The organism is Nocardia niigatensis NBRC 100131, from assembly GCF_000308655.1.
Taxonomy (GTDB): Bacteria; Actinomycetota; Actinomycetes; order Mycobacteriales; family Mycobacteriaceae; genus Nocardia; species Nocardia niigatensis.
This window is the reverse complement of sequence record NZ_BAGC01000040.1, coordinates 214,450-236,179: the sequence shown is the minus strand read 5'-3', so window position 1 is coordinate 236,179 and position 21,730 is coordinate 214,450. Positions and strand designations below refer to the sequence as shown.

The following is a 21,730-nucleotide window of genomic DNA, read 5'->3' as shown; positions in this document are numbered from 1 at the left end:
TCATCCCTCGAACCAATCCGACGCCGTGTGATGTCTGCCCGAGGAGAATCCCGTGAACCGCCCGTATCCCGAACCGTCATCCCACTCCGTCCCTCGTCGAACCATCCTGCGCGGCAGTCTGATCGCCGCCGCGGCGGCCGGTCTGCCCGCGTTGTCGCAGCCGGTGCGGGCCGCCGCGTCCGGCAGCGGGCGCAGTGTGGCCGTTTTCGGCGGCGGCGTCTCCGGACTGACCGCCGCGCACGAACTGATCGAGCGCGGCTTCGAGGTCACCGTGTACGAACCGGTCGCGCTGGGCGGCAAAGCGCGCAGCATGAGCGTGCCGGGGACCGGCGCGGGCGGTCGGCTGGATCTACCCGGTGAACACGGCTTCCGATTCTTTCCGGGCTGCTATCAGCACATTCCGGACACCATGAGCCGAATTCCCTTCCCGGGCAATGCCAATGGCGTGGCGGACAACCTGGTGCGGGTGCAGGCCGCCACCGTCGGATTCCGGAACCTGCCGCCGGCCGTGACACCGGTCGAGATCGGCGGGCTCGCCGAGATCACCCCCGAGACCGTGCGCACCACCCTGGCCGCCGCCGTGGGCTTCATCCCGGAACTGCCGCCCCAGGAACTGGCCCTGTTCACCCGGAAGATGCTGCGCTGGTTCACCAGCAGCACCGAGCGCCGCTTCGGTGAATGGGAGTACCAGTCGTGGGCGCAGGTGATGGAGGCGGAGGGCAAATCCGACGCCTACCGCGAGTACGTGGTGAACGCGCTGACCCGGATCACCGTGGCCGCCAAGCCCTATCGCAGTTCGGCCCGCACCATCGGCACCATCGGTGAGGCACTCGTGCTGGCCGGGACCGGACTGGTGCCGCAGTACCGGGGCGGCGTCGACCGCATCCTCAACCGGCCCACCAACGAGGCCTGGATCGACCCCTGGGCCACGTACCTGCGCGGGCGCGGCGTGCGGTTCGAGATGGGCACCAAGGCGATCGGGCTGGAGCTCGGCAACGGCCGCATCACCGGCGCGAGGGTGAGTGGCGGCGCGGGCGGCCGCGTGGACGCCGACTGGTACGTCTGCGCCATGCCGGTGGATCGCGCGGTGCCGCTGCTCAGCGACGACATCCTCGACGCCGACCCGCGGCTGGCGGGCATGCGTGAGCTGGAGGTCGACTGGATGGTGGGCATTCAGTACTACCTGACCCGGCCGACCGAACTCCCCGAGGGGCACATCGCGGCGCTGGGCACCCCGTGGGCGCTCACCGCTCTGCGGCAGGCGCCGATGTGGGTGGGGGACTTCGCCTCCCGGTACGGCGACGGCAGTGTCGTCGAATGCCTGTCGGTGGACGTCTCCGACTGGGACACCCCGGGCATCGTCTTCGGCAAGCCAGCCAAGGAGTGCACCAAAGACGAAGTGGCGCAGGAGGTATGGGCGCAACTGTCGGCCTGGCTGAACAACTCGACGGGCTGGCTGCGGGACGAGGACATCCACTCCTGGTTCCTCGACACCGGCGTGCACTGGGACGACGGCGCCGCCGCCAACGACACGCCCCTGCTGGTCAACACCGTCGGCTCCTGGGACCGCCGGCCCGACGCCGCCTGCGCCATCCCCAACCTCTTCTTCGCCGGCGACCACGTCCGCACCCACATCGACCTGGCGACCATGGAGGGCGCCAACGAATCCGGCCGCGCCGCCGCCAACGCCATCCTCGACGCCGCCGGCGCCCCCGGCTCCCGCGCCGAAATCTTCCCCCTCTTCGCGCCCCCGCTCTTCGACCCCCTCAAAACCCTCGACGCCGACCGCTACCGCTCGGGCCTGCCGCACCTACTGGACGTGTGACCCCTCATCCCTTGGCCTGCCCGAACGCGGCCAGCACCTGCAGCCGCGATCGGCGGGCCGGCGTGGCGGATCTGCCCTAGTTGCGCTGCGAGCCTGGCGTATTCGGAAAACGCGGCCCCGATCGTCGCGGGTACGCATCGGCAAAATCGCCACTGCACCGCTGCCGCGCCTGGTCGGACACACCCGCCCCGGCGATCTCGACCCGGATGCCGACCAGGCACCGGCGGCGTGGTCGTTGCCGATCCAGCGTCGCCACGACCTCGATGCCACCATCGTCACTTGGCGCCCATGGCGAGTTCGACCCCCGGTCCGGGCCTGGCGGTGGACACCCCTGTGCATGTCCTGGCCGGGACCGGCACTCTGACCACAGAGTTGGGTGAGCTCGACCTGGACCCCGGCGCCCCGGTCCGGTAGCCGCGGGCTGCGCCGCGCTCCTACACCGCAGGTCCGGACGGGCTGCGGCATCTGCGGGTGCGACCGCACCAGCAGTCGCCGGTACCCGACCCGGACGGGCCGTGGTGACCGGCCGGCGAGTCGACGCGGGCGGCTACTTCGCGACCGTCAGCAGCACCGCGCTGTCCTCGAGGGCTTCGAGACCGTGGCGCGCCTGCGGGACCACGAGCAGATCACCGGCGCGGCCCTCCCACACGGCCTGCGGGCCGTGCAACCGTACCCGGCCACGCAATACGAACACCGTGGCCTCGCCCGAATTATCGTGTTCGGCCATCGATGTGCCCGCCGCCAGCGCGACCACGGTCTGCCGCAGCCGATGCTCGTGCCCGCCGTATACCGTGCTCGCGCTGCGCCCCGCCGGGACCGAGATCGCCCGCGCCAACTGCTCACGGGCCAGCGCATCCAACGAGAACTTCTCCATCACCCCACCATCCCCGCTGCCGCATCATCGATCAACTTCCACCTGCTGCTCGACAATGATCGCGGCCCGCGACGATAGATCAGTCCGGCGCTGGGTAGCACGATCAACTGCGCAAGCTTTGCGCGACAAGGGTTTCGATGGTGCGGTGAGCGTGGTCGGCAACGAACCGCATCGCCCCACGAGCGGCCGCCGCTGTCGAAGGGCTACCCGCAGTCGATGTAGACACGCTCGGCCGAGCCGCCCACGACACCAGAGGGCGGCTCGTCGTAGTCGAAGACCATTACCCGCAGGGCGGTCTCAGGCGGCCGTCCTGGCGTCTCCGGCCCGCCCACGCTTGTCGCCCGCTCAGCGGCGACGATGCGGTGGCGGTGGCGCGCCCGAGTCGATCACCGGCTACGCCGTACATGCCGAGCCCATGGTTCGGTACATTCCGCCGCTGTCCCCGGTCGCCGCTGTCGTCCACGTCGCCGGATACGACGACAACGACCCGGACCGGGTGTTCGCCATCGCGCCACACGAACCCGGCACATCAGGACGACGCTGGCGAAGCATCGGCAGCCGATACTGACACCCACGGCCGTTCATGCTCGGCGATAACTGTGCGGTCGCCGCGGGGGAGTGGTCTCATCCAGCACCGTGGGGCATACAGTGAATCAGTAGGCCAGACGCTGCCGGCGCAGCGATGGTGATGCCCGGCAGCCCCTGATCAGGAGGCGCGTCACATGCCCGAATCGCCGTACCCGAACAACACCGCACAACCCCACGCCGTAGCGGACGGGCGACGATCATGAGCGGCAACAGTTTCGGGGCTCGCGATGTCTGGACGGTCGAGGACCGCGAGTTCACCATCTACCGACTGGACCGCATTGCGACCGCGCACCGGCTGCCCTACAGCCTCAAAGTGCTGCTGGAGAACCTGATCCGATGCGAGGACGGGCACCGGATCAACGCCGAGCAGATACGCGCACTCGCCGCGTGGAACCCCGACGAGGTCGCCGCCACGGAAATCGCGTTCACCCCGGCACGAGTGTTGATGCAGGACTTCACCGGAGTGCCGTGTGTCGTGGACTTGGTCGCGATGCGCGATGCGATGACCGCCCTGGGTGGGGATCCTGGCCGGATCAACCCGCTGATCCCGACCGAGTTGGTCATCGACCATTCGGTGATCGCCGACGTCTTCGCCCGCCCGGATGCCTTCGCGGTCAACGCGGAACTGGAGTTCACCCGCAACGTCGAGCGCTACCAGCTGCTGCGGTGGGCGCAGCAGGCCTTCGAGAACTTCGCCGTCGTCCCCCCGGACACCGGCATCTGCCACCAGGTCAACCTCGAATACCTGGCACGAGTGGTGTTCACCCGCGACGACCCGGACGGCGGGCCGCCGCTGGCCTACCCGGACACCCTGGTGGGCACCGACTCGCATACGCCGATGGTCAACGGGCTCGGCGTGCTCGGTTGGGGCGTCGGCGGTATCGAGGCCGAGGCTGCGATGCTCGGCCAGCCGATGAGCATGCTGATTCCGCAGGTTCTCGGGATCAAACTGACCGGCGAACTGCCGGAGGGCACCACCGCCACCGACCTGGTGCTCACCGTTGCCGAGTTGCTGCGCCACACCGGTGTGGTCGGCAAGTTCGTCGAGTTCTACGGCCCCGGCGTGGCGAACGTGCCCCTGGCCAACCGCGCCACCATCGGCAACATGAGCCCCGAATACGGCTCCACCTGCGCGATCTTCCCGATCGACGCGGTCACCCTGGACTACCTGCGGCTCACCGGTCGCCCCGAACGGCAGACACGCCTGGTCGAGGCCTACGCCAAGGAGCAGGGGCTGTGGCACGACCCCGACCACGAACCCGACTACAGCCAACGCATCGAACTGGACCTGTCGACCGTGGAACCGTCCATCGCCGGGCCCAAGCGCCCCCAGGACCGCATCCCACTGACGCGGGCCCCGCACGCGGTCGCGTCCCTGCTGGTCGGCGAACCATCCGTGGCGGCATCGGCCGGACTGGACGAGGCCTCGGGCGAATCGTTCCCGGCCAGCGACCCGATCGCCATCGACCACGACCGCGCCGCCGACGGACCGAATGCGCCGTGCGACTGCGAGCAGGCGCACCGGTGGCCCTCGGCGCCGCAGCAGGTGGCCTTCGCCGACCAGGCCGCCACAACGGTCGATCATGGGCACGTGGTGATCGCCGCGATCACCTCGTGCACCAACACCTCGAATCCGTCGGTGATGATCGGCGCGGCACTGCTGGCGAAGAAGGCCGTCGAGAGGGGCCTGACCCGCAAACCGTGGGTCAAGACCTCTCTCGCGCCGGGCTCGCGGGTGGTCACCGATTACTACGCGCGTGCGGGACTCACCCCCTACCTCGACGAACTGGGGTTCTCGCTGGTCGGCTACGGATGCACTACCTGCATCGGCAACTCCGGGCCGCTGATCCCGCAAGTCAGCGCCGCCATCGCCGCCGGTGATCTCATGGTGTGCTCGGTGTTGTCGGGCAACCGCAATTTCGAGGGCCGCATCCACCCGGAGACCCAGATGAACTTCCTCGCGTCTCCACCGCTGGTCATCGCCTATGCGCTGGCCGGCACCATGCGCATCAACCTGCTGCGCGACCCGCTGGCGACCGCCCCCGACGGAACCCCGGTATACCTGCGCGACATCTGGCCCAGCACCGCCGAAATCGAAGAGGTCATCGCCACCAGCCTGCGCTCGCAGATGTTCACCCACGGCTACGCCGATGTGTACACCGGCGACGAACGCTGGCGCGGTCTCGACGTCGCGGCAGGGCAGGTCTTCGGCTGGAACGACGAATCGACCTACGTCCGCCGCCCGCCCTATTTCGAGCACATGACCCCCGACCCGCAACCGGTCGAAGACATCACCGGTGCCCGGGTACTGGCGGTGCTGGGCGACTCGGTGACCACCGACCATATTTCCCCGGCCGGGGCGATCAAACGCGACGGCCCCGCCGGAACCTACCTGCAGCAGCACGACGTCACCCCGCAGGACTTCAACTCCTACGGGTCACGTCGCGGCAACCACGAGGTGATGATCCGCGGCACCTTCGCGAACATCCGGTTGCGCAACCAGCTCGCACCCGGCACCGAAGGCGGCTTCACCCGGCACCTGCCCGACGGAGCGCAGATGAGCATCTTCGACGCCGCCTGTGCCTACGCCGCCGAACAGGTGCCGCTGCTGATCCTCGCCGGAAGCGAATACGGCTCCGGGTCCTCACGAGACTGGGCAGCCAAAGGCACACTGCTACTCGGCGTGCGGGCGGTGCTGGCCTGCTCCTTCGAGCGGATTCACCGATCGAACCTGATAGGCATGGGAGTGCTACCGCTGCAGTTCGCTGACGGCCAATCGGTGCAAACACTCGGACTGACGGGCGAGGAAACGTATTCGATCACCGGGCTCACCCACGCCAACACCGCGGATACCTTCCCGCGGCAGGTGACCGTCCGCGCAGTCGACAACGCCGGGAACACAAGGGAATTCGCCGCCACCGTGCGGATCGACACCCCGGCCGAGGCCGCCTACTACCGGCACGGCGGGATCCTGCACTACGTGCTGCGTCAACTGCTCACCGATTGAGCCTCACCCTGGAGTCGTCGACAACGAAAATTCGCCACCCAACACGACCGACCGCTGCCATAACAGACAAAAGGAGACACTATGACCGGTCATGTCACCTTTCGCAGAGTCTACGACCCGGTCTCCGCCGCCGACGGGGCACGGATTCTGGTCGACCGGATCTGGCCCCGCGGGCTGCGCAAGGACAGCCTCGTCCTCACCGAATGGCTCCGCGATATCGCACCCTCCACCGAGTTGCGGCAGTGGTACAACCACCAGCCCGAACGATTCACCGAATTCCGGCGCCGCTACCTCGCCGAACTGGCCACACCACCACACCGCGCCGCGGCCGATCACCTACGCCAACTCGCCACCGACACCGACGTGACACTGCTGACCGCGACCCGCGACGTAGACCACAGCCAAGCAGCGGTCCTCGCGCACTGGCTCACCGACACCGAAACCCCGGACCGGCACCGGCCGCACTGAACGCGACCCGACCCATGAGGGTTCGGATCACTTCATGCCGCTACAGCAGCGACCAAGCGGGACCACGCGACACCATCGGGAGCGGGAATGCCACACCACCATGGTCTGGATGCTCGACCGGCACCCGGCCCCGAACCAGCATCCGCCGATTATCCGGCGATACAGGCGCCCGCTGCCGAGACGCCCGGCGAGTTGGAAAACGCCCTGATCCGATGCCGGGCTTGCCCGCGGCTGGTCGCCTGGCGCGAACACATAGGCACTATCAAGCGCAGCACCTACAGCGACTGGGACTACTGGGCCAAACCCGTCCCCGGATTCGGCCCGGTCAACGCCGCGGTCGCCCTCATCGGCCTCGCTCCAGCGGCACACGGCGGGAACCGCACCGGCCGCATCTTCACCGGCGACCCCTCCGGTGACCTGCTCTATGCCACCCTGCACACACTCGGCGCCGCCTCCCAGCCCAGCTCCACCCACCGAGACGATGGCCTGACCTTGCACGACGTGCGTATCACCGTCCCCGTGCACTGCGCCCCACCCGACAACCAGCCCACCACCATCGAACGCAACACCTGCCGCCCCTGGCTGACTCGCGAACTCCACCTTCTGCAACCCACCCTGTCCGTCGTGGTCGCCCTCGGCGGATTCGCCTGGCGCGCACTACTTCCGGTCCTCACCGATACCGGCTGGACCCTGCCCACGCCCCACCCGACCTTCGGCCACGGCCGCCACGTCCGTCTCGACCACCCGTCACGCCCACTGCACCTATACGGCTGTTACCACCCCAGCCAACGCAACATATCCACCGGAACCCTCACCCCCACCATGCTCCACGACCTCCTACAGCGCGCCCTCGCCACAGCAGCAACAGCCACCCGAAATAACGAAAGTGACGAGCGCTACTGACGTGCGCCTACCTCAGCCACTGACCCCGAAGAACTGAATCACCCGAGATTGGGACTGTGTGTGGACGACCTCACGCTGCGCCGCGGGAAGAGCTACGCCAGCGTGTTGATCGACGCCGCTACCCATGAACGCATCGACATACTGCCCGATCACAAGTCCGACTCGTTGAGAGCCGGGCTGTGCGAGCATCCCGGTGTCGAGATCGTCGTGCGGGATGGCTCCACAGCCTATGCCGAGGACGCCCGCCGGGCGCTGCCCAAAGCGGTGCAGGCATCCGACCACCGGCATCTGTGGAACGGACCGGGGCGTGTGGTGGAGAAAGTCAGGCCCTGGTCGCCCCCGCTCGCAGGATGAACAGGGCAGGATGAACAGGTATGGGAGAGCGCGAATCTCCCGCACTGACCGGTGGTTGCGCACACGGCACCTGCGGCTGCCCTGCGATCTCGAACTCGGTGACTCCGGCCGAGGATCCGACCGGCCGGTTGGTGTCCGCATGAGCCGTACAGCATCGCTCAGCTCTCGCGCGTATTTGGTGGCGACGGCCTTTTCGGGTAGGGACGAATGTCCCTACCCGGCGAAATGATCATTGAGTTGTGTTGGAGCCTGTGGAGGAAAATCGATACAGGTCCCGGGCAGGCGACACTGTGATCACGCGCTACCACTCACGGGTCTCGGGACTTCGGGGTGTCGGTGATGCAGTTCGTTGATCTCACCCCGCCGGCGGCGCGTGGTCGCCGGCACGGTCCGCGGGGCCCGGTGTTCGTGTGGGGCAATGTCGTGGTGCTCGGCTGGCTCGCTGTAGCGGTCGTTTTGCTGGCTACCCATGAGGTTTTCAGCAGTGTGCCTGCGTGGGCAGCGCTGCACGCCTTGTTGCTCGGGGCGGTGACCAACGCGATCGTGATCTGGTCGCAGCATTTCGTCGAGACGCTGTGCCGGGTGCCTGGCCCGTCGCCGCGGCGATTGGCGCTCGGGCTGAGCCTTCTGAACCTGTGCATCGTTGGCGCACTCGTCGGCGTAACGGTCGATCTCGCGGTGCTCGCCCGGGTCGGCGGGACCGGTGTCGCAGCGATCGCGACCGTGCACACCGTGCATCTGCTGCGGACGAACAAGACGGCGATGGCTGGACGCTTCACCTATCTGATCGGCTTCTACACCGCCGCGAGCACCGCGCTGATCGCCGCTGCAGCCGCTGGCGCCGCGATGGCGATCGGTGTCGGAGAGTGGTATCCGCGGCTGTGGGCGGCGCACGTCCACCTCGCGCTGCTGGGCTGGGTCGGGTTGTCGGTGCTGGGCACGCTGTTCACCCTGTGGCCGACCACCACCGGCACCCGGATCACCGCTGTCAGCCTGACCGCTGCGCGGCGTGCCCTGCCCACGCTGATCGCGGGACTGGTTGTTGCCGTCGGCGGCATGCTCGCGGCCAATGTGTGGGTGACAGTGGCGGGATTGGCTTGCTACGCCACGGGAATCGCCCTCGTGGCCAGCCCGTTGCGTCCCGTGCGCCGTCCGCGGAGTCCTGCGGCGTGGATGCTCGTTGCCGCCGCTGTCTGGCTCGCTATTGCGGTGGCACTCGACGCCACCCGGCTGCTGCTGGCCGGATCGGTCGATGCGCTGCCCACGATCATCGCCACCGTCATGCCGGTGCTCGCAGTCGGGTTCGCCGCCCAGGTGCTCATCGGCGCGCTGACCCAGTTGTTGCCGGTCGTGCTCGGTCGCGGCCCGGCCGAACACAAAGCCGTCGCCGAGATCCTCGCGCGCGGTTGGCAACTGCGGGTCGCCACAACGAATCTCGCCGTTGTCCTGGTCGCCGTCGCCTGGCCGAGCCCCCTTCCCCAGATCGGGTGGGCGGTCGCGGCGCTGAGCGCCGCCACCTTCGTGGTGCTGGCATTGCGGGTGGCGGTCCCGGTCGCACGGCGAGGCACCCTCGACGCCGAACCCAGCCGCCGGCAGCCTGGCACCACCACCGGTGTCCTGGCCGGGCTGATCACCGTTGTGCTCGCCGCGGCACTGGCCACCAGCGGAGGCCACCACACCGGCACAGCCACGGTCTCCGGCGACGCGCACACCGTCGAGGTGACGCTGAGCGGAATGCGCATTCGCCCAGCCAGCGTGGACGTCCCGGCCGGCACCCGCCTGGTGCTGCGTATCACCAACCAGGATCCGATGGTGCACGACCTGCGTCTGGACACCGGTGAGCGCACACCTCGACTCGCTCACGGCCAGACCGCGCTACTCGAGGTCGGGCAGGTGCGCGGTGACCGGCGAGCCTGGTGCGACGTGGCCGGGCACCGCGCCGCCGGAATGACCATGAGCATTCACGTCCACAGCGACCACCCGCACACCCCGGCAGGGTCGGGCAGCGGAAGCGGCACGACCGCCGGTCCCGGACTCGACCTGGCCGCAGGCCCTTCACCGGGATGGGCACCCCGCGACGCCACGCTCGCACCCGCCACCGGCCTCGTGCATCGGATCGACCTGCGCGTCAGCGAACAAGACGTGGAGGTCGCACCGGGACGGCGGGAACATCGCTGGACCTTCGGCGGCACGACACCCGGCCCTGCGCTGCGCGGGAAGGTCGGCGACCAGTTCGAGATCACTCTGATCAACGACACCGCAATGAGCCACGGCATCGACTTCCACGCCGGCGCGGTGGCTCCGGATGGGCCGATGCGCAGCATCGGTCCCGGCGAACGGCTGGTCTACCGGTTCACCGCACAACGCGCCGGAGCGTGGCTCTACCACTGCAGCACCATGCCGATGTCTCAGCACATCGCCGCCGGCATGTACGGCGCGGTGATCATCGACCCGCCCGGTCTTCCCGCCGTGGACCGCGAGTACCTGCTGGTCAGCTCCCAGCTCTACCTCGGCGACCCCGGCAGCGACCCCCCGACGGCCGAAATCCGTGCCGGACAACCCGATGGCTGGATGTTCAATGGCATGGCCGCCCAGTACGACCACGCCCCGCTGCCCGCACGTACCGGTGAACGGGTCCGCATCTGGGTCGTCAACGCAGGTCCCGGCGATGCCACCGCCTTCCACATCGTCGGCGGCCAGTTCGACACCGTCTACCGAGAAGGCAACTGGCTGCTGCGTCCTGGCGATGCTGCCGGTGGCGCGCAAGTACTCGACCTCGCTCCCGCCCAAGGAGGATTCGTCGAGCTCACCTTCCCCGAAGCCGGCCATTACGCGTTCGTCGACCACGACATGCGTCACGCCGAGAACGGCGCACACGGCATCATCACCGTCACGGAGCACCAGTGATCGACATCTGGACCATTATCCGATTCCTGCACGTCCTCGGAGCCATCACCTGGGTCGGCGGACAGCTGACCATCACCCTCGTACTCCTGCCACCCGCACGAGACAAGCTCGCCATCGCGGATCGCGCCGAGGTCCTGCGTGCCGTCGGCAAGCGGTTCGCGGCCATCACCTTCGCCGGGTTCCTGCCGGTGCAGATCACCACCGGCATCCTGCTCGCCGGTCGGCACGGCGTCACCTGGGCATCGCTACTGCAACCCGGCTACGGCCGGACACTTGCGGCCAAGCTGCTTTTGTTCGCGGTCGTGATGGCCGCGGCCGGTGTCCACGGGATCGCACAAGCCAAGACACAGCCCGGTACAGCTAGAGCAGCTTCCCTCACCGCACTGATCGGCTCGCTCGGCATCGTCCTGCTCGCCACCGGCCTCGTCGAAGGTTATGCAACCTGAACCACCCCGATCCTGGACGACCGGTCGGCGGCCCTGATTCATCGGAGATCCGCCCGCGGGCCGCGCCGCGCCAGGGTCAGGCCCATTCCTGGATCCCGGTGTCCCGCATCCCGCACCACCGTCAACCGCCACAACCCTCGATGACTACGTGCGTCGGCGTGGCGGCCACCAGGGCCGGTTTCAACTGTCGGTACTGCCGAGGACTTCCCGGGCCAGTTCCCGCAGTGCGCGGCGGTCTTCGGCGAGCGCGGCGTGGCCGGCCGAGGTGGCCCGATACACCCGGCGTGTACGGCCGTCGACCACCTGTTGATGGGACGTCAGCAGTCCGTCGGCTTCGAGGCGATGCAGAGTGGGGTAGAGCGTTCCAGGACTGATGTGGTAACCGTGGTGGCGAAGTTCCTCGGTGAGCCACGCCCCGTGGACTTCCGCTTCGGCCGCGTGATGGAGGATGTGCAGTCGCACTGCGGCCCGCTGGAATTCGCGCATGTGAGCCACCTCCAGATAGATGACGGAACCGATATCGGTTTCCGATTCTATGGTCACCGTCGATCAAGCGGCACGAGCATTCTCCTGGCCGACGGGTGTGGAATTCGCAACCAGTCGCGCGTCCAGTGACCATCGACCCGGGCCGGCCCACAGCAGGAAGATCAGGCCGAGGAGCATCGACAGATCGGTGCGGGCGTCGTGCGCCATTCCCCAGAACCCTTGGACGCCGGAGAATCCCCCGGGACGCAGCTCCCGCAGCTTGGTCAGAATGATCGCGAGGCTGATGTCGATGAGCAGCGGAACGGCGGCGAGCCGGGTCAGCAGGCCGATGATTATCAGTGTGCCGCAGACGATTTCGACTACACCATCGAGGTCGGCGAAGAATGTGGGAGCCGGGATGCCGATCTTGTCGAACCGGCCGGGCCCGAGTTGGTGTGGATACAGGAATTTTTGGATGCCCTCGCCGAGGAAGACCAGCCCGACCGACAATCGCACGCAGATCACCGCGGGAGGACCGTCTGGCCGGAGGATCGCCTGCCAGGACCATCGAACCGAACTTGCCGCCATATCGACCTCCGGAATCGTCGCTCGATAGTGCACCAGGACGGCAGCCTACCGCCGCTGAGCTCCACTGGATCGGAGAGCGGCGGCGTGCCCGGAACGGCTCAGGTGATCGGCAATCCGATCACGGATGCCCCGACCCCGAGTGCGGCCGCCGCCAACAGCGCGCTGACCACGCCGCGCCGGGCGGCCAGCAGCCACAGCGCGGCCGCGGCCAGCACCGCGAACTGCCAGACCTGCTGGAGGGCGAGTGCCAGTGGGATCGCCGAGCCGAGGATCGCGCCGATGACCGCGGGACCTGCGCCCGACAGGAAGGCCAGCACGCGGTCGTTCGCCCGGAGCCGATCGAAGTGCGGGCCACCGAATATGACGAACAGGAACGACGGGGTGAAGGCGACGAACGCGGCGAACAGGCCGCCCAGTACACCGGCCGCCGCGTATCCGACCACCGCCACCGTCTGCACCACCGGGCCGGGTGTGATCTGGCCCAGCGCAACAGCATTGAGGAACTGACCGGCGCTCATCCAGTGATAGCGGTCGACCGCGTCGGCCTGCATGAGCGGGATGATCACGAACCCGCCGCCGTAGGACAAGGCGCCCACTTTGAACGCCACCCAGCTCACCGCCGCCAGGCCGCCGAGCGCTGGAACCGCGGCCGCCAATGGCAACGGCCCGGCTCCGATGCTGGATCTGCTCGGAATACCGGTGCGGACAACAACTTCCACGATGCCCGCCACGACCAGGACCAGTACCAGCCAGGGGCCGATCGTCGCGGCCGCCACCCCACCGACGAGCAGATATCCGACCCACCTGATCCGTGCGGGCCCGGCCGTCCCGGCACGCTGCCAGCCGGCGGGCAGCAGCCCGCTGCCGGCCTGCACCGCGACCGCTGCCACGGCTGCACCGGCACCGGCCGCCGCGCCCTGAGCCCATCGGGGAGCGCCACCCGCGAGGAAGAACGCGGCCAGCACCAGAATCAACACCAGACCGGGCACAATGAAACACACCCCGCCCACCAGCGCCCCCACCGTTCCCCGTAACCGCCACGCGCAGTAGATCGCCAGCTGGGTGGACGCCGGTCCCGGTAAGAGATTGGTCGCGGCGATCGCGTCCTCGAACTCGGTCGCGCTGATCCAGCGCCGCTCCTCGACGCACAATCGGCGCAACAGCGCGATATGCGTCGGCGGCCCGCCGAATCCGATACAGCCGATCCGCCCCCACTCCCGAACGATCGTCGTCAATCGAACATCGACGGCCTCGCCGGAGAGTTCCTCAGCCGCACCGGCCACGCCCGCGCTCCCTCATTCGATCGGACTCATCGGGAAACGGATCCCGATATCGGCAGACGATAGCAGCGGTGGCCGGACCTCGCTGACCTGCCGGGACTGTCCCTGTTCGCCGCCACCGCGGCCCTGTCCGTCCTGCTCGGAACATTGCACACCGACACCGTCGTCCAGGCCGCGCAAATGCGGGACTTCGACCCGGGGGCGTCGGCGCGCCACGCCGGCCGCTATGTCCTCGCGGTCGCCCTCGCCGGTACCTGGGGAGTGGGATGGGGTGTGGCCCATGCCGATTGGGCGACCGCGGCCGCCGCCGTACCCCTCGCCGCCGAGGACGCGCGCGGCTGCGTCAGCGATCGTCACCCGGCCGCGAGCGACTCCCGCGTCGTCGCAGCCGGTCGACGATCAGATCGGCGCGGTCAGCGGCCCGAAGCCTCGACCCGCACGCTGACGTTCTTCATGATCGGCTGATCGCTCTGGGTGCTGTAGTCACCGATCGCGCACAGGACATTCATCTCCGGCATGTATCCGGCCGCACAACCCCGCGGTATGTCGTACGGGATGACCTTGTAGCGGTTCAGCTTCCGGGTGCTGCCGTCGCGGGCGATGCTGGTGATATCGACCTCGTCGAACTCACTGAGCCCTCGCTCACGCATGTCCTCGGCGTTCATGAAGATCAGCGTGCGCAGATTCTTCACGCCCCGATAGCGATCGTTGTCGGAGTAGATGGTGGTGTTCCACTGATCGTGTGAGCGTCCGACAGGTGCACCATGCTCATCGAGTCCTCCACCGAGGTGGACTGGATTCCCTTGCGCTGCATGTCCTTCTCGGTGCGGCCCAGGCACGGCGGGATGAGCGCCCGCCGCCCGTGCACGAGATGACTGCGATTCAGCTTGGTGCTGACCTGAATCGTCAACTCGCAGTTGCGCAATGCCTCGAAGGTGTAGGGGGTGTCCGGGGCGGCGAGCGCGAAATTCCCGCCCATGCCGACGAACACCGTCACCCGGCCGGCCGTCATCGCCTCGATCGTGGCGACCGTGTCCAGGCCGTGCGCACGCGGCGGCTCGATGCCGCACGCCTCGCCGAGCCGCTCCAGGAACGCCTCGCTGGGCCGATGATCGATCCCGCAGGTGCGATTGCCCTGCACATTGCTGTGCCCGCGCACCGGCGACGGCCCCGCGCCCTCCCGGCCCAGATTGCCGCGGAGCAGCAGCAGATTCACGATCTCGCGCACGGTGTCGACGCCGTGCTCGTGCTGCGTGACACCCAGACACCAGCTGATGATGGTGCGATCGGCGGCGCGGTAGATGTCGACGGCCGCCCGGATCCGCTCTTCGCCGACCCCGGACAGCTGTTCGATCTCGGTCCACGACGTGGCATCGCAGACGGCGCGATATTCCTCGAATCCGCTGGTGTAGCGGTCGATGAATTCCCGGTCGACTGCCTTCGGATCCGACTTCGACTGCTCCAGAACGGCTTTGGCCATACCGCGGAGCAGGGCCATATCGCCGCCTATCCGAGGCTGCAGGTTCAGGTCGCTGGTGGGTGTCGCCCGGAAGGCGGCCATCGCGAGGAAATCGTGCGGAACGATCGCCCTGCGGGCGGCGGCCTCGACGAGCGGGTTGATGTGCACGATCTTCGCGCCGCGCTTGTTGGCCTCGACCAGCGACGTCAGCATGCGCGGCGCGTTCGACGCCGCATTGACCCCGAGGATGAACAGCGCGTCCGTCGTCCCCCAATCCTTCAGATCGACTGTGCCCTTGCCGGTTCCGAGCGCGGCCTGCAAGGCGCGCCCACTGGCCTCGTGGCACATGTTCGAGCAGTCCGGCAGATTATTGGTGCCGAGTTCCCGCGCGAGCAGTTGGTACAGGAATGTGGCCTCATTGCCGAGCCGGCCGGACGTGTAGAACGCGGCCCGATTCGGGTCATCCAGTTCGCGCAGGGCGCGCCCGGCCAGCTCGAAGGCATCCGCCCAGGAAATGGGTACGTAGCGATCGGTCTCGGGGTCGTAGCTCATCGGTTCCGTCAACCGGCCCTGGTTCTCCAGGTCGAACTCACTCCACGCCGACAGCTCCGTCACGGTATGAGCGGCGAAGAACTCGCGCCCGACTCGCTTGTGTGTCATCTCCCACGTGACGTGCTTGATCCCGTTCTCGCAGATTCGAGATGCAGGCCCTCGAGATCGTCGGGCCACGCGCACCCGGGACAGTCGAAGCCGCCGTTCTCGTGATTCATCGTCACGATCGCCCGCGGCCCGGCGACCCCCTCGCGCTCGCGGGCGAGGAAAGCGGTCACGCTCTTGGCCGCACCCCAGCCGGCCGCGGGGTGGGTATAGGGGTGGAACGCAGGCTCAACGCTGTCGCCGGAGTCGGCGCCCACGGGTGGAACGGTGGCCATCACGCATCCCTTCGACGATCCGATGATCCGGACCGCCGGCTCGACCGAGCCCGGGCCCGTAGCTGTCCTCGTCCTCGTCAACGCTCGCCGATGTCGTCCAAGACGCATCAACGAACAAACGATAGATCTCGCCGATCAGTACGCGCCAGCGGCCGCCGAATACCTGCTATACCCGAGACAGCAGAAAGGCCCGGCGTGAGCCGGGCCTGATCTGTACGAAACATGGTGCGCGATACTGGGATTGAACCAGTGACCTCTTCCGTGTCAGGGAAGCGCTCTCCCGCTGAGCTAATCGCGCGGGTCTTTTGCTCTTCAAAAAGAAGAGGCGGCGACGGGAATCGAACCCGTGTGCACGGCTTTGCAGGCCGTTGCCTCACCACTCGGCCACACCGCCAAGCAGGCCGTGTCGGCCTCTCGAGCGGATGACGGGATTCGAACCCGCGACCCTCACCTTGGCAAGGTGATGCGCTACCAGCTGCGCTACATCCGCATTTCGCCCCGGGCGCCTTTCGGCTGTCCCGCTGACGAGAGAGAACATTAGCCGACGATCCGCGCAGGTAACAAATCGCCTGGTGAGAGGTGGTAAATCTGAACTACAGCTGTGTAGTTCGCGCGGCCTCCCCGGCGCAGAACAAGCCGCCCCCGAAATTCCGGGGGTCGCCCGCAGCCACGCAGGCCACCTCGATCCCACCCCGCCGCAACCAATACCCCGTAGCGAACGGGCAACACTCCGATGAACCTCGCGCGACACGACAGCCCGCCCGTCACAACCCGATTTTGCGCCCACACGCACGCGATTTGGTGTGACGACGGCGATCTGTGTAAAGTTCTGTCTCGTTCGGAACGGCAAAACGCCAGGAAGAACAAGCCGCCCTGGGGCGGCGAGCTACGGTTCTATAGCTCAGCGGGAGAGCACTCGCCTCACACGCGAGGGGTCGCTGGTTCGATCCCAGCTAGAACCACTGCAAACAAGCAGGCCAACACGGTAAACGTGTTGGCCTGCTTGTTTCGTGCCAAATCCGCGTCACCCGGCGGGTCGGAGTATCTCGGAGCGGCCCCGATGGATAGCGGCTAACCATTGTGATCTACATCACTCCGTGTGGTTGGTGTTCGGTGACGACGTCGTCCAGGTTGGTCGTGCAGCCCGTGATGTCGGTTCCGTGGAAGGTCTGCCCGGATCCATCCGGGGTTGTAGGAGCGCGGAACCAGTTCTCCTCCAGCCGCCTTATGCCCCGCTGATTATCACCGTGCACAGTGACCGTTGGTCGCGAACCTCCACGTGCGTTCGGTCGTCGTCAGTAAGGGCTGGTCGACTCCAAGAAACCAAGTACGCGGCACTCGAACTGGCCCAGTACGAGATTCGTGTCAACTCGGTGCATCCGGGCATGGTCCGCACCCCGACGACCCAGGGCATCCCGGAGGACTTCCTGCAGATACCCCTGGGACGTGCCGCTGATGCCAGCGAGGTCGCGAACTCAGCGTGCCCCACAAGCCGTTCGGATGACTGGATCCGCCCTCGGAGCGGCCCGCGCCTGTCCCGTTGGCCGGAAGGTTGCGGCATGTCACCAGCCAGGCCGCCCTAGCGTGGGCCCACGCGGGCGTCGGTGACCGAACCGATGCCAGGACAGGAGGTTTCCCTATGTTCTCCGAGCGGGCGTTCTTCTCGTTCGTCGATCTCGCCGACCCGGGTCTGCACCGGGAGTACAACGAGTGGCACATATTCGACCACCGGCCGGAGAATCTGCTGTTGCCCGGGGTGGCGTGGGGCGACAGATGGGCGCGACCCGCCGAGTACACGCAGCTCGGCGCGTCCTGCCCGGAACTGTCCGGGACCGATTACATGGCGATGTATTGGTTCCGGTCGCCGTACGAGGAGAGCCTCGCGGAATGGCGGAAACTCGGCGAGGATTCGATTCAATGGGGTCGCGGCCCGCTGCTGCCCGGCGTGCGCAGGCCGTTGACCGCGTTCTTCACCCCGGTGAAGGGCTATGTGGCGCAGCGCGCCCGGGTCTCCGCCGACGCACTACCGTTCCGGCCGAACCGTGGCCTCCACGTCACGGTGAGCCGGTTCGCGGAGCCGCACGGTGCACGGACTCATGACCACTACGGCTGGTACGACCGCGTGCGGCTACCCGCTCTGGTCGATAGTCCCGGGGTGGCCGGCGCGTGGACCTTCGCATTGCATTCGCTCCAGAAGCATCCGGCCCCGCCGCTGGATGGCACGGCCGAATACCTGCCCGGCTCGATCCGGATCCGGCTGCTCTACCTGGACGCCGATCCGGCCGAGGTAACGCGCGAGCTGGCGGCTCGTGAAAAGGAATGGGATGCGGCGGGATTCGGGTCGCCGTGTCCGGAGGTCGAGACGACGCTACTGGCGGGGCCGGTGCGGACGATCGACCCCTGGGAGAACCGGTGACGGTGCGCATGGGTATCAGCACCCCGGTGGTGCTGGACATTCCGGGGCGGTCCGCCGAGTGGGAGCACGAAGCGGGCATCGAGGAAATCGCACGGATCGCCGAAACCGGTGACCGACTCGGATTCGACCATGTCACGTGCAGCGAACACATAGCGGTGGCAGAGCATTCCGAGTCCACGATGCTGAAGGGAACACGGGGGACCCGGTACTGGGATCCACTGGCCACCCTGTCGTACCTGGCCGCTCGGACGAAGCGAATCAGATTGTGCACCAGCGTTCTCGTGCTCGGCTACCACCATCCGCTGGCCATCGCCAAGCGATACGGCACCTTGGATCGCATCAGTGGTGGTCGCGTGGTGCTCGGCGTCGGTGTCGGAACCGCACGCGAGGAATTCGAATTGCTCGGTGCGTCGTTCACCGATCGCGGACGGCGCGCGGATGAAGCCGTCGCCGCGCTGCGGGCGGCGCTGGGCCAGCGGGTACCCGAATTCACCGGGCAGTACTACCGATTCGCGGATCTGGTGGTCGATCCAAGCGCGGTACAACGGCACTTGCCGATCTGGGTGGGCGGTGCCAGCGATGCCGCGCTGCGACGGGCCGTCACCCTCGGCGACGGCTGGCTGCCCGCGGTACTCACACCCGGGCAGCTGCGGGCTCGGCTGAAGGAATGCGATCCACCAGATTTCGATGTCGTGGTGGCAACGTCGGAGGCGCTGGATCCGGTCGCCGCACCCGAACGCTCCGAACACGTGATCGCTGAACTGGCCGAAGCGGGAGCCACCATCGTGCAACCCCGTCTGATGCATCGGTCGCTCGGCCAATATCTCGAACAGCTGGAGGCCCTTTCGGGCCTTTCCAGCTTCGAGAGCGCCGCGACTCCGGGGTGCGGCGCGGGAGGCGAAAACCCGCCGCACTGCGGTTGAAACCGTCAGACGCCGTCGGCGAGCAAGGCGCGGGCCTCTGGACTGCCGTCCAGAGCCGCGTCACGCGTTGTGTGATACGCCAGCCTTCGGCAAAGCGGTGCAGGCGGATTCGGTGGGCCCCGGCGCGCATGATGGGGAATCCGTCGGCGTCGTGCCGCACCAGGAGCGCCTTGCAGACGGCCACCGCGTCGTCCTCGTCGACCGAGATGGTCGGCGGGCCGAAGAAGTGCGCACTGCCGCCGCCGATGAGTGTCTGGTGACTATCGGACCGGAGCATCGCGCGCACTTCCTCGCGACTGTGCATGCGCCAGCCTTCGACGTCGTATTCGCTTTTCTCGGACCACAATTCAGCAGTCCGGTCGGCGTCTCCGGAATCGGCGAGCGGACCGTACGAGGTGAGCAGGCGCGTCACCGCCAATTCGTCTTCGACTCGTTGAACACGTCGCTCCAAGCGAGCCAGCGCGTCATCCACGGACCGCCTCCTGACCCGTCGGCGCGCTGTTCTCGACGTCGGTCGACGGCTCCAGGCCCATCAACCGGGCGACGGCCCGGTGCCCCTCCAACACGACCTTCGCGCGGTCCGGATCGAGGCGTCTCGCGACGGACTCCATATTGCCGCTGACAATCCGAACCGGCCCATCTGCCAAGTGCGCCAGACCTTCCCGCGCCACGTCGGCGGGCTCGGACACCGTCAACCCCGGGGCGTCGAAATTCAGCCCGACGCGTGCCATAGCCGGGGTGCGAGTGACCCCGAGGATCAACTCGAGGACGTGCACGCCGTGATCACGCAACTCCAGCCACAGACCCTCGGCGAAGATTCTCAGGAACGCCTTCGAGCCGCCGTAGGTCGTGTGCCGCACCGACCCGGCGAACTCCGCCAGCGAGCCGACGAGCAGGATCCCGCCCCGCCTTCTGTCCCGCATGGCGCGACCGAAGTGCCGCACCAATGCCAAGGTCGCGGTGATGTTGAGGTCTATCACCCGCTGGAATTCGTCCGCGTCGCCGTCGAGGAACTCCATGCTGTGGGTGTTGGCCCCGGCATTGCAGATGAGCAGACCAACCTCGATGTCCGCGGTAGCCCTGATGATCTCATCGACACCGCCGTCGACGAGATCGACCGCCAGCGTCCGCACGTCCACACCGAGCTCCCGGCAGGCTTCGCCGGTCTCCGCCAGCGGCTCGGGTTTGCGCGCCGCCAGCACCAGATTGATATTTGTCGCCGCAAGCTGCCGTGCGAACTCGGCCCCGACACCCTCCGAACCGCCGGCGATCACCGCCCAAGGTCCGTACATGGACAGATCGGGATTCTGCAATGTTCCTTTGTAGTCGCTCATGATCGTCAGTTTGTTCGCGGGGACTGTATCGAAGGGGTTGGGTTCCCGTTGGGCGGAAGCCGATTTGCTCCGGTCGTCGGCGACGTCATGACCGATATGTTCCGCGGTTGGGCGCCCTGCCGCGCAGAGCGAGCCTGTCGAAGAGGAATCCGGCAACGTTGTATCGATCGGCCGCTTTCCAAGGGCCTGCGCTGGTATGACGTTCGGTGGTCGACGGCGTGTCGATGCGGGTGCGGCGAGCCACGTTGGAGGTGGCTCGCCAGATGGGGGGAATTGCCTTCACTTCAACCATTTTCGGCCTGTGGTGACTACCCGAAGGTGCTGGGCTCGTTCGAATTCGTGTCGTCGCAGGGCGTGCTACTGCGACTCGATGGCGCGTGAGGTTGTTCGCTGGACGTTGTCGTCCTCGACGACGAAGGTCAGGGGCAGGACGACGATTGCCTGCACTCCACCGTGATTGGATTCGCGCAGGCGGACGGAGACGCCGTGACGGCCTGCCAATTTGGCGACGACGAACAAGCGCTGACGAATTTCCGGCAGTCGCCCGAGCGTTGCGCTGATGGCTGTCACGCTTGCGAGGATGGTCTCCGGATCCAGCTCCGAGATCGCGTCACCTGCAGACCGCATCTCGCTGACGGCTTCGTCGGCCTCGTTGCGCGCCAAGGTCAGGTTCTTGGCGGCAGCCGTATTGCCTGCGAGCACTTGCAGTGTCAGGAAGCGCTCCCGTTGAACGGCCGCGACTATCTCCACGGTGGGCCGGGTGGCCTTCTCGAGCTCGACCGCCCAATTGTGGGCTTGCCGACCGTTTTCCAGCAGATAGGCTGCGGCGCCCACACTGGAGCCGAGCATGGTCACGCTGGGTATCAGGACAATGGCCAATATGCGGCCCCGAATACCGTTACCGGCCTTGATCACACGCGCACGGTAGGACCGTCCGCGCGCCGTTTCGATGCGGAATTTC

The 21,730-nt window shown here is 67.3% G+C and carries 17 protein-coding genes, 4 tRNA genes and 4 pseudogenes; 14 read left to right on the top strand and 11 right to left on the bottom strand.

Annotated elements, in window-relative coordinates; translation table 11 throughout:
* The first annotated feature begins 52 nt into the window (after positions 1-52).
* A complete protein-coding gene (locus ON33_RS13850; RefSeq protein WP_085996736.1) occupies positions 53-1,825 on the top strand; it encodes a hydroxysqualene dehydroxylase in 1,773 nt (590 codons plus the stop codon).
* Between the two features lie 288 nt (positions 1,826-2,113).
* Complete coding sequence (locus tag ON33_RS43995; protein WP_281033213.1) at positions 2,114-2,239, top strand: hypothetical protein; 126 nt, start codon at positions 2,114-2,116, stop codon at positions 2,237-2,239.
* Positions 2,240-2,372: 133 nt separating this feature from the next.
* Here ON33_RS43995 and ON33_RS13845 read toward each other — a convergent pair whose 3' ends face one another.
* Positions 2,373-2,699, bottom strand: coding sequence for a cupin domain-containing protein (locus tag ON33_RS13845; RefSeq protein ID WP_040858906.1), 327 nt, complete (start codon positions 2,697-2,699; stop codon positions 2,373-2,375).
* Positions 2,700-3,114: 415 nt separating this feature from the next.
* Here ON33_RS13845 and ON33_RS39590 point away from each other — a divergent pair, with 415 nt between their 5' ends.
* From ON33_RS39590 to ON33_RS13815, 7 genes and pseudogenes are all read left to right on the top strand, one after another.
* The gene (locus ON33_RS39590) at positions 3,115-3,267 is read left to right on the top strand and encodes a hypothetical protein (protein WP_169336805.1); all 153 of its coding nucleotides are present in this window, start codon (positions 3,115-3,117) and stop codon (positions 3,265-3,267) included.
* 219 nt (positions 3,268-3,486) lie between these two features.
* Complete coding sequence (locus tag ON33_RS13840; protein WP_040858905.1) at positions 3,487-6,294, top strand: aconitate hydratase; 2,808 nt, start codon at positions 3,487-3,489, stop codon at positions 6,292-6,294.
* 81 nt (positions 6,295-6,375) lie between these two features.
* Complete coding sequence (locus ON33_RS13835) at positions 6,376-6,762, top strand: DUF488 domain-containing protein (RefSeq protein WP_040858904.1); 387 nt, start codon at positions 6,376-6,378, stop codon at positions 6,760-6,762.
* 87 nt (positions 6,763-6,849) lie between these two features.
* Complete coding sequence (locus tag ON33_RS13830; protein WP_083868933.1) at positions 6,850-7,665, top strand: uracil-DNA glycosylase; 816 nt, start codon at positions 6,850-6,852, stop codon at positions 7,663-7,665.
* Between the two features lie 60 nt (positions 7,666-7,725).
* Positions 7,726-8,019, top strand: a pseudogene (locus ON33_RS13825) (transposase); the annotation flags it as partial.
* A gap of 339 nt (positions 8,020-8,358) precedes the next feature.
* Positions 8,359-10,926: a multicopper oxidase domain-containing protein gene (locus tag ON33_RS13820; RefSeq protein ID WP_051152174.1), complete on the top strand. Its 2,568-nt coding sequence runs from the start codon at positions 8,359-8,361 to the stop codon at positions 10,924-10,926.
* Positions 10,923-11,372: a hypothetical protein gene (locus ON33_RS13815; protein ID WP_040858902.1), complete on the top strand. Its 450-nt coding sequence runs from the start codon at positions 10,923-10,925 to the stop codon at positions 11,370-11,372. The genes ON33_RS13820 and ON33_RS13815 overlap by 4 nt, the downstream gene beginning before the upstream one ends.
* A 180-nt stretch (positions 11,373-11,552) precedes the next feature.
* On the opposite strand, the gene ON33_RS13810 is transcribed toward ON33_RS13815, so the two are convergent.
* The 3 genes from ON33_RS13810 to chrA form a co-directional block, all read right to left on the bottom strand.
* Entirely contained in the window at positions 11,553-11,858 is a 306-nt protein-coding gene (locus ON33_RS13810; RefSeq protein ID WP_040859217.1) for an Rv3488 family transcriptional regulator, read from the bottom strand.
* Positions 11,859-11,921: 63 nt separating this feature from the next.
* Complete coding sequence (locus ON33_RS13805; RefSeq protein WP_051152067.1) at positions 11,922-12,425, bottom strand: DoxX family protein; 504 nt, start codon at positions 12,423-12,425, stop codon at positions 11,922-11,924.
* Positions 12,426-12,523: 98 nt separating this feature from the next.
* On the bottom strand, positions 12,524-13,708 hold the full coding sequence (gene chrA / locus ON33_RS13800; protein WP_051152062.1) for a chromate efflux transporter: 1,185 nt from the start codon (positions 13,706-13,708) through the stop codon (positions 12,524-12,526).
* Between the two features lie 144 nt (positions 13,709-13,852).
* Here chrA and ON33_RS13795 point away from each other — a divergent pair, with 144 nt between their 5' ends.
* On the top strand, positions 13,853-14,170 hold the full coding sequence (locus ON33_RS13795) for a hypothetical protein (RefSeq protein WP_157184524.1): 318 nt from the start codon (positions 13,853-13,855) through the stop codon (positions 14,168-14,170).
* Here the strand turns inward: ON33_RS13795 and ON33_RS13790 are convergent.
* The 4 genes and pseudogenes from ON33_RS13790 to ON33_RS13775 all read right to left on the bottom strand — a co-directional run bounded on the left by ON33_RS13790 (position 14,119) and on the right by ON33_RS13775 (position 16,586).
* Positions 14,119-16,096 (bottom strand): annotated as a pseudogene (locus ON33_RS13790) (FdhF/YdeP family oxidoreductase). The gene ON33_RS13795 and the pseudogene ON33_RS13790 overlap by 52 nt on opposite strands.
* 223 nt (positions 16,097-16,319) lie before the next feature.
* A tRNA-Val gene (locus ON33_RS13785) sits at positions 16,320-16,394 on the bottom strand.
* Positions 16,395-16,419: 25 nt separating this feature from the next.
* Positions 16,420-16,490: transfer RNA gene (locus ON33_RS13780), tRNA-Cys, on the bottom strand.
* 23 nt (positions 16,491-16,513) lie between these two features.
* Positions 16,514-16,586 (bottom strand) — tRNA-Gly (locus tag ON33_RS13775).
* A 400-nt stretch (positions 16,587-16,986) separates the two neighbouring features.
* On the opposite strand from ON33_RS13775, the gene ON33_RS13770 reads away from it, so the two are divergent.
* From ON33_RS13770 to ON33_RS13760, 4 genes and pseudogenes are all read left to right on the top strand, one after another.
* A tRNA-Val gene (locus ON33_RS13770) sits at positions 16,987-17,058 on the top strand.
* 48 nt (positions 17,059-17,106) lie between these two features.
* A pseudogene (locus ON33_RS43290) lies at positions 17,107-17,568 on the top strand (SDR family oxidoreductase); the annotation flags it as partial.
* A gap of 167 nt (positions 17,569-17,735) precedes the next feature.
* Complete coding sequence (locus ON33_RS13765; protein WP_040858900.1) at positions 17,736-18,512, top strand: hypothetical protein; 777 nt, start codon at positions 17,736-17,738, stop codon at positions 18,510-18,512.
* A gap of 2 nt (positions 18,513-18,514) precedes the next feature.
* Positions 18,515-19,435: a TIGR03619 family F420-dependent LLM class oxidoreductase gene (locus ON33_RS13760; RefSeq protein WP_245550532.1), complete on the top strand. Its 921-nt coding sequence runs from the start codon at positions 18,515-18,517 to the stop codon at positions 19,433-19,435.
* Between the two features lie 124 nt (positions 19,436-19,559).
* Here ON33_RS13760 and ON33_RS44265 read toward each other — a convergent pair.
* The 3 genes and pseudogenes from ON33_RS44265 to ON33_RS13750 form a co-directional block, all read right to left on the bottom strand.
* Positions 19,560-19,847 (bottom strand): annotated as a pseudogene (locus tag ON33_RS44265) (nuclear transport factor 2 family protein); the annotation flags it as partial.
* Between the two features lie 52 nt (positions 19,848-19,899).
* Positions 19,900-20,769, bottom strand: coding sequence for an SDR family NAD(P)-dependent oxidoreductase (locus tag ON33_RS13755; protein ID WP_040858899.1), 870 nt, complete (start codon positions 20,767-20,769; stop codon positions 19,900-19,902).
* A gap of 357 nt (positions 20,770-21,126) precedes the next feature.
* Positions 21,127-21,684: a nitrate- and nitrite sensing domain-containing protein gene (locus ON33_RS13750; protein WP_040858898.1), complete on the bottom strand. Its 558-nt coding sequence runs from the start codon at positions 21,682-21,684 to the stop codon at positions 21,127-21,129.
* Between the last annotated feature and the right edge of the window lie 46 nt (positions 21,685-21,730).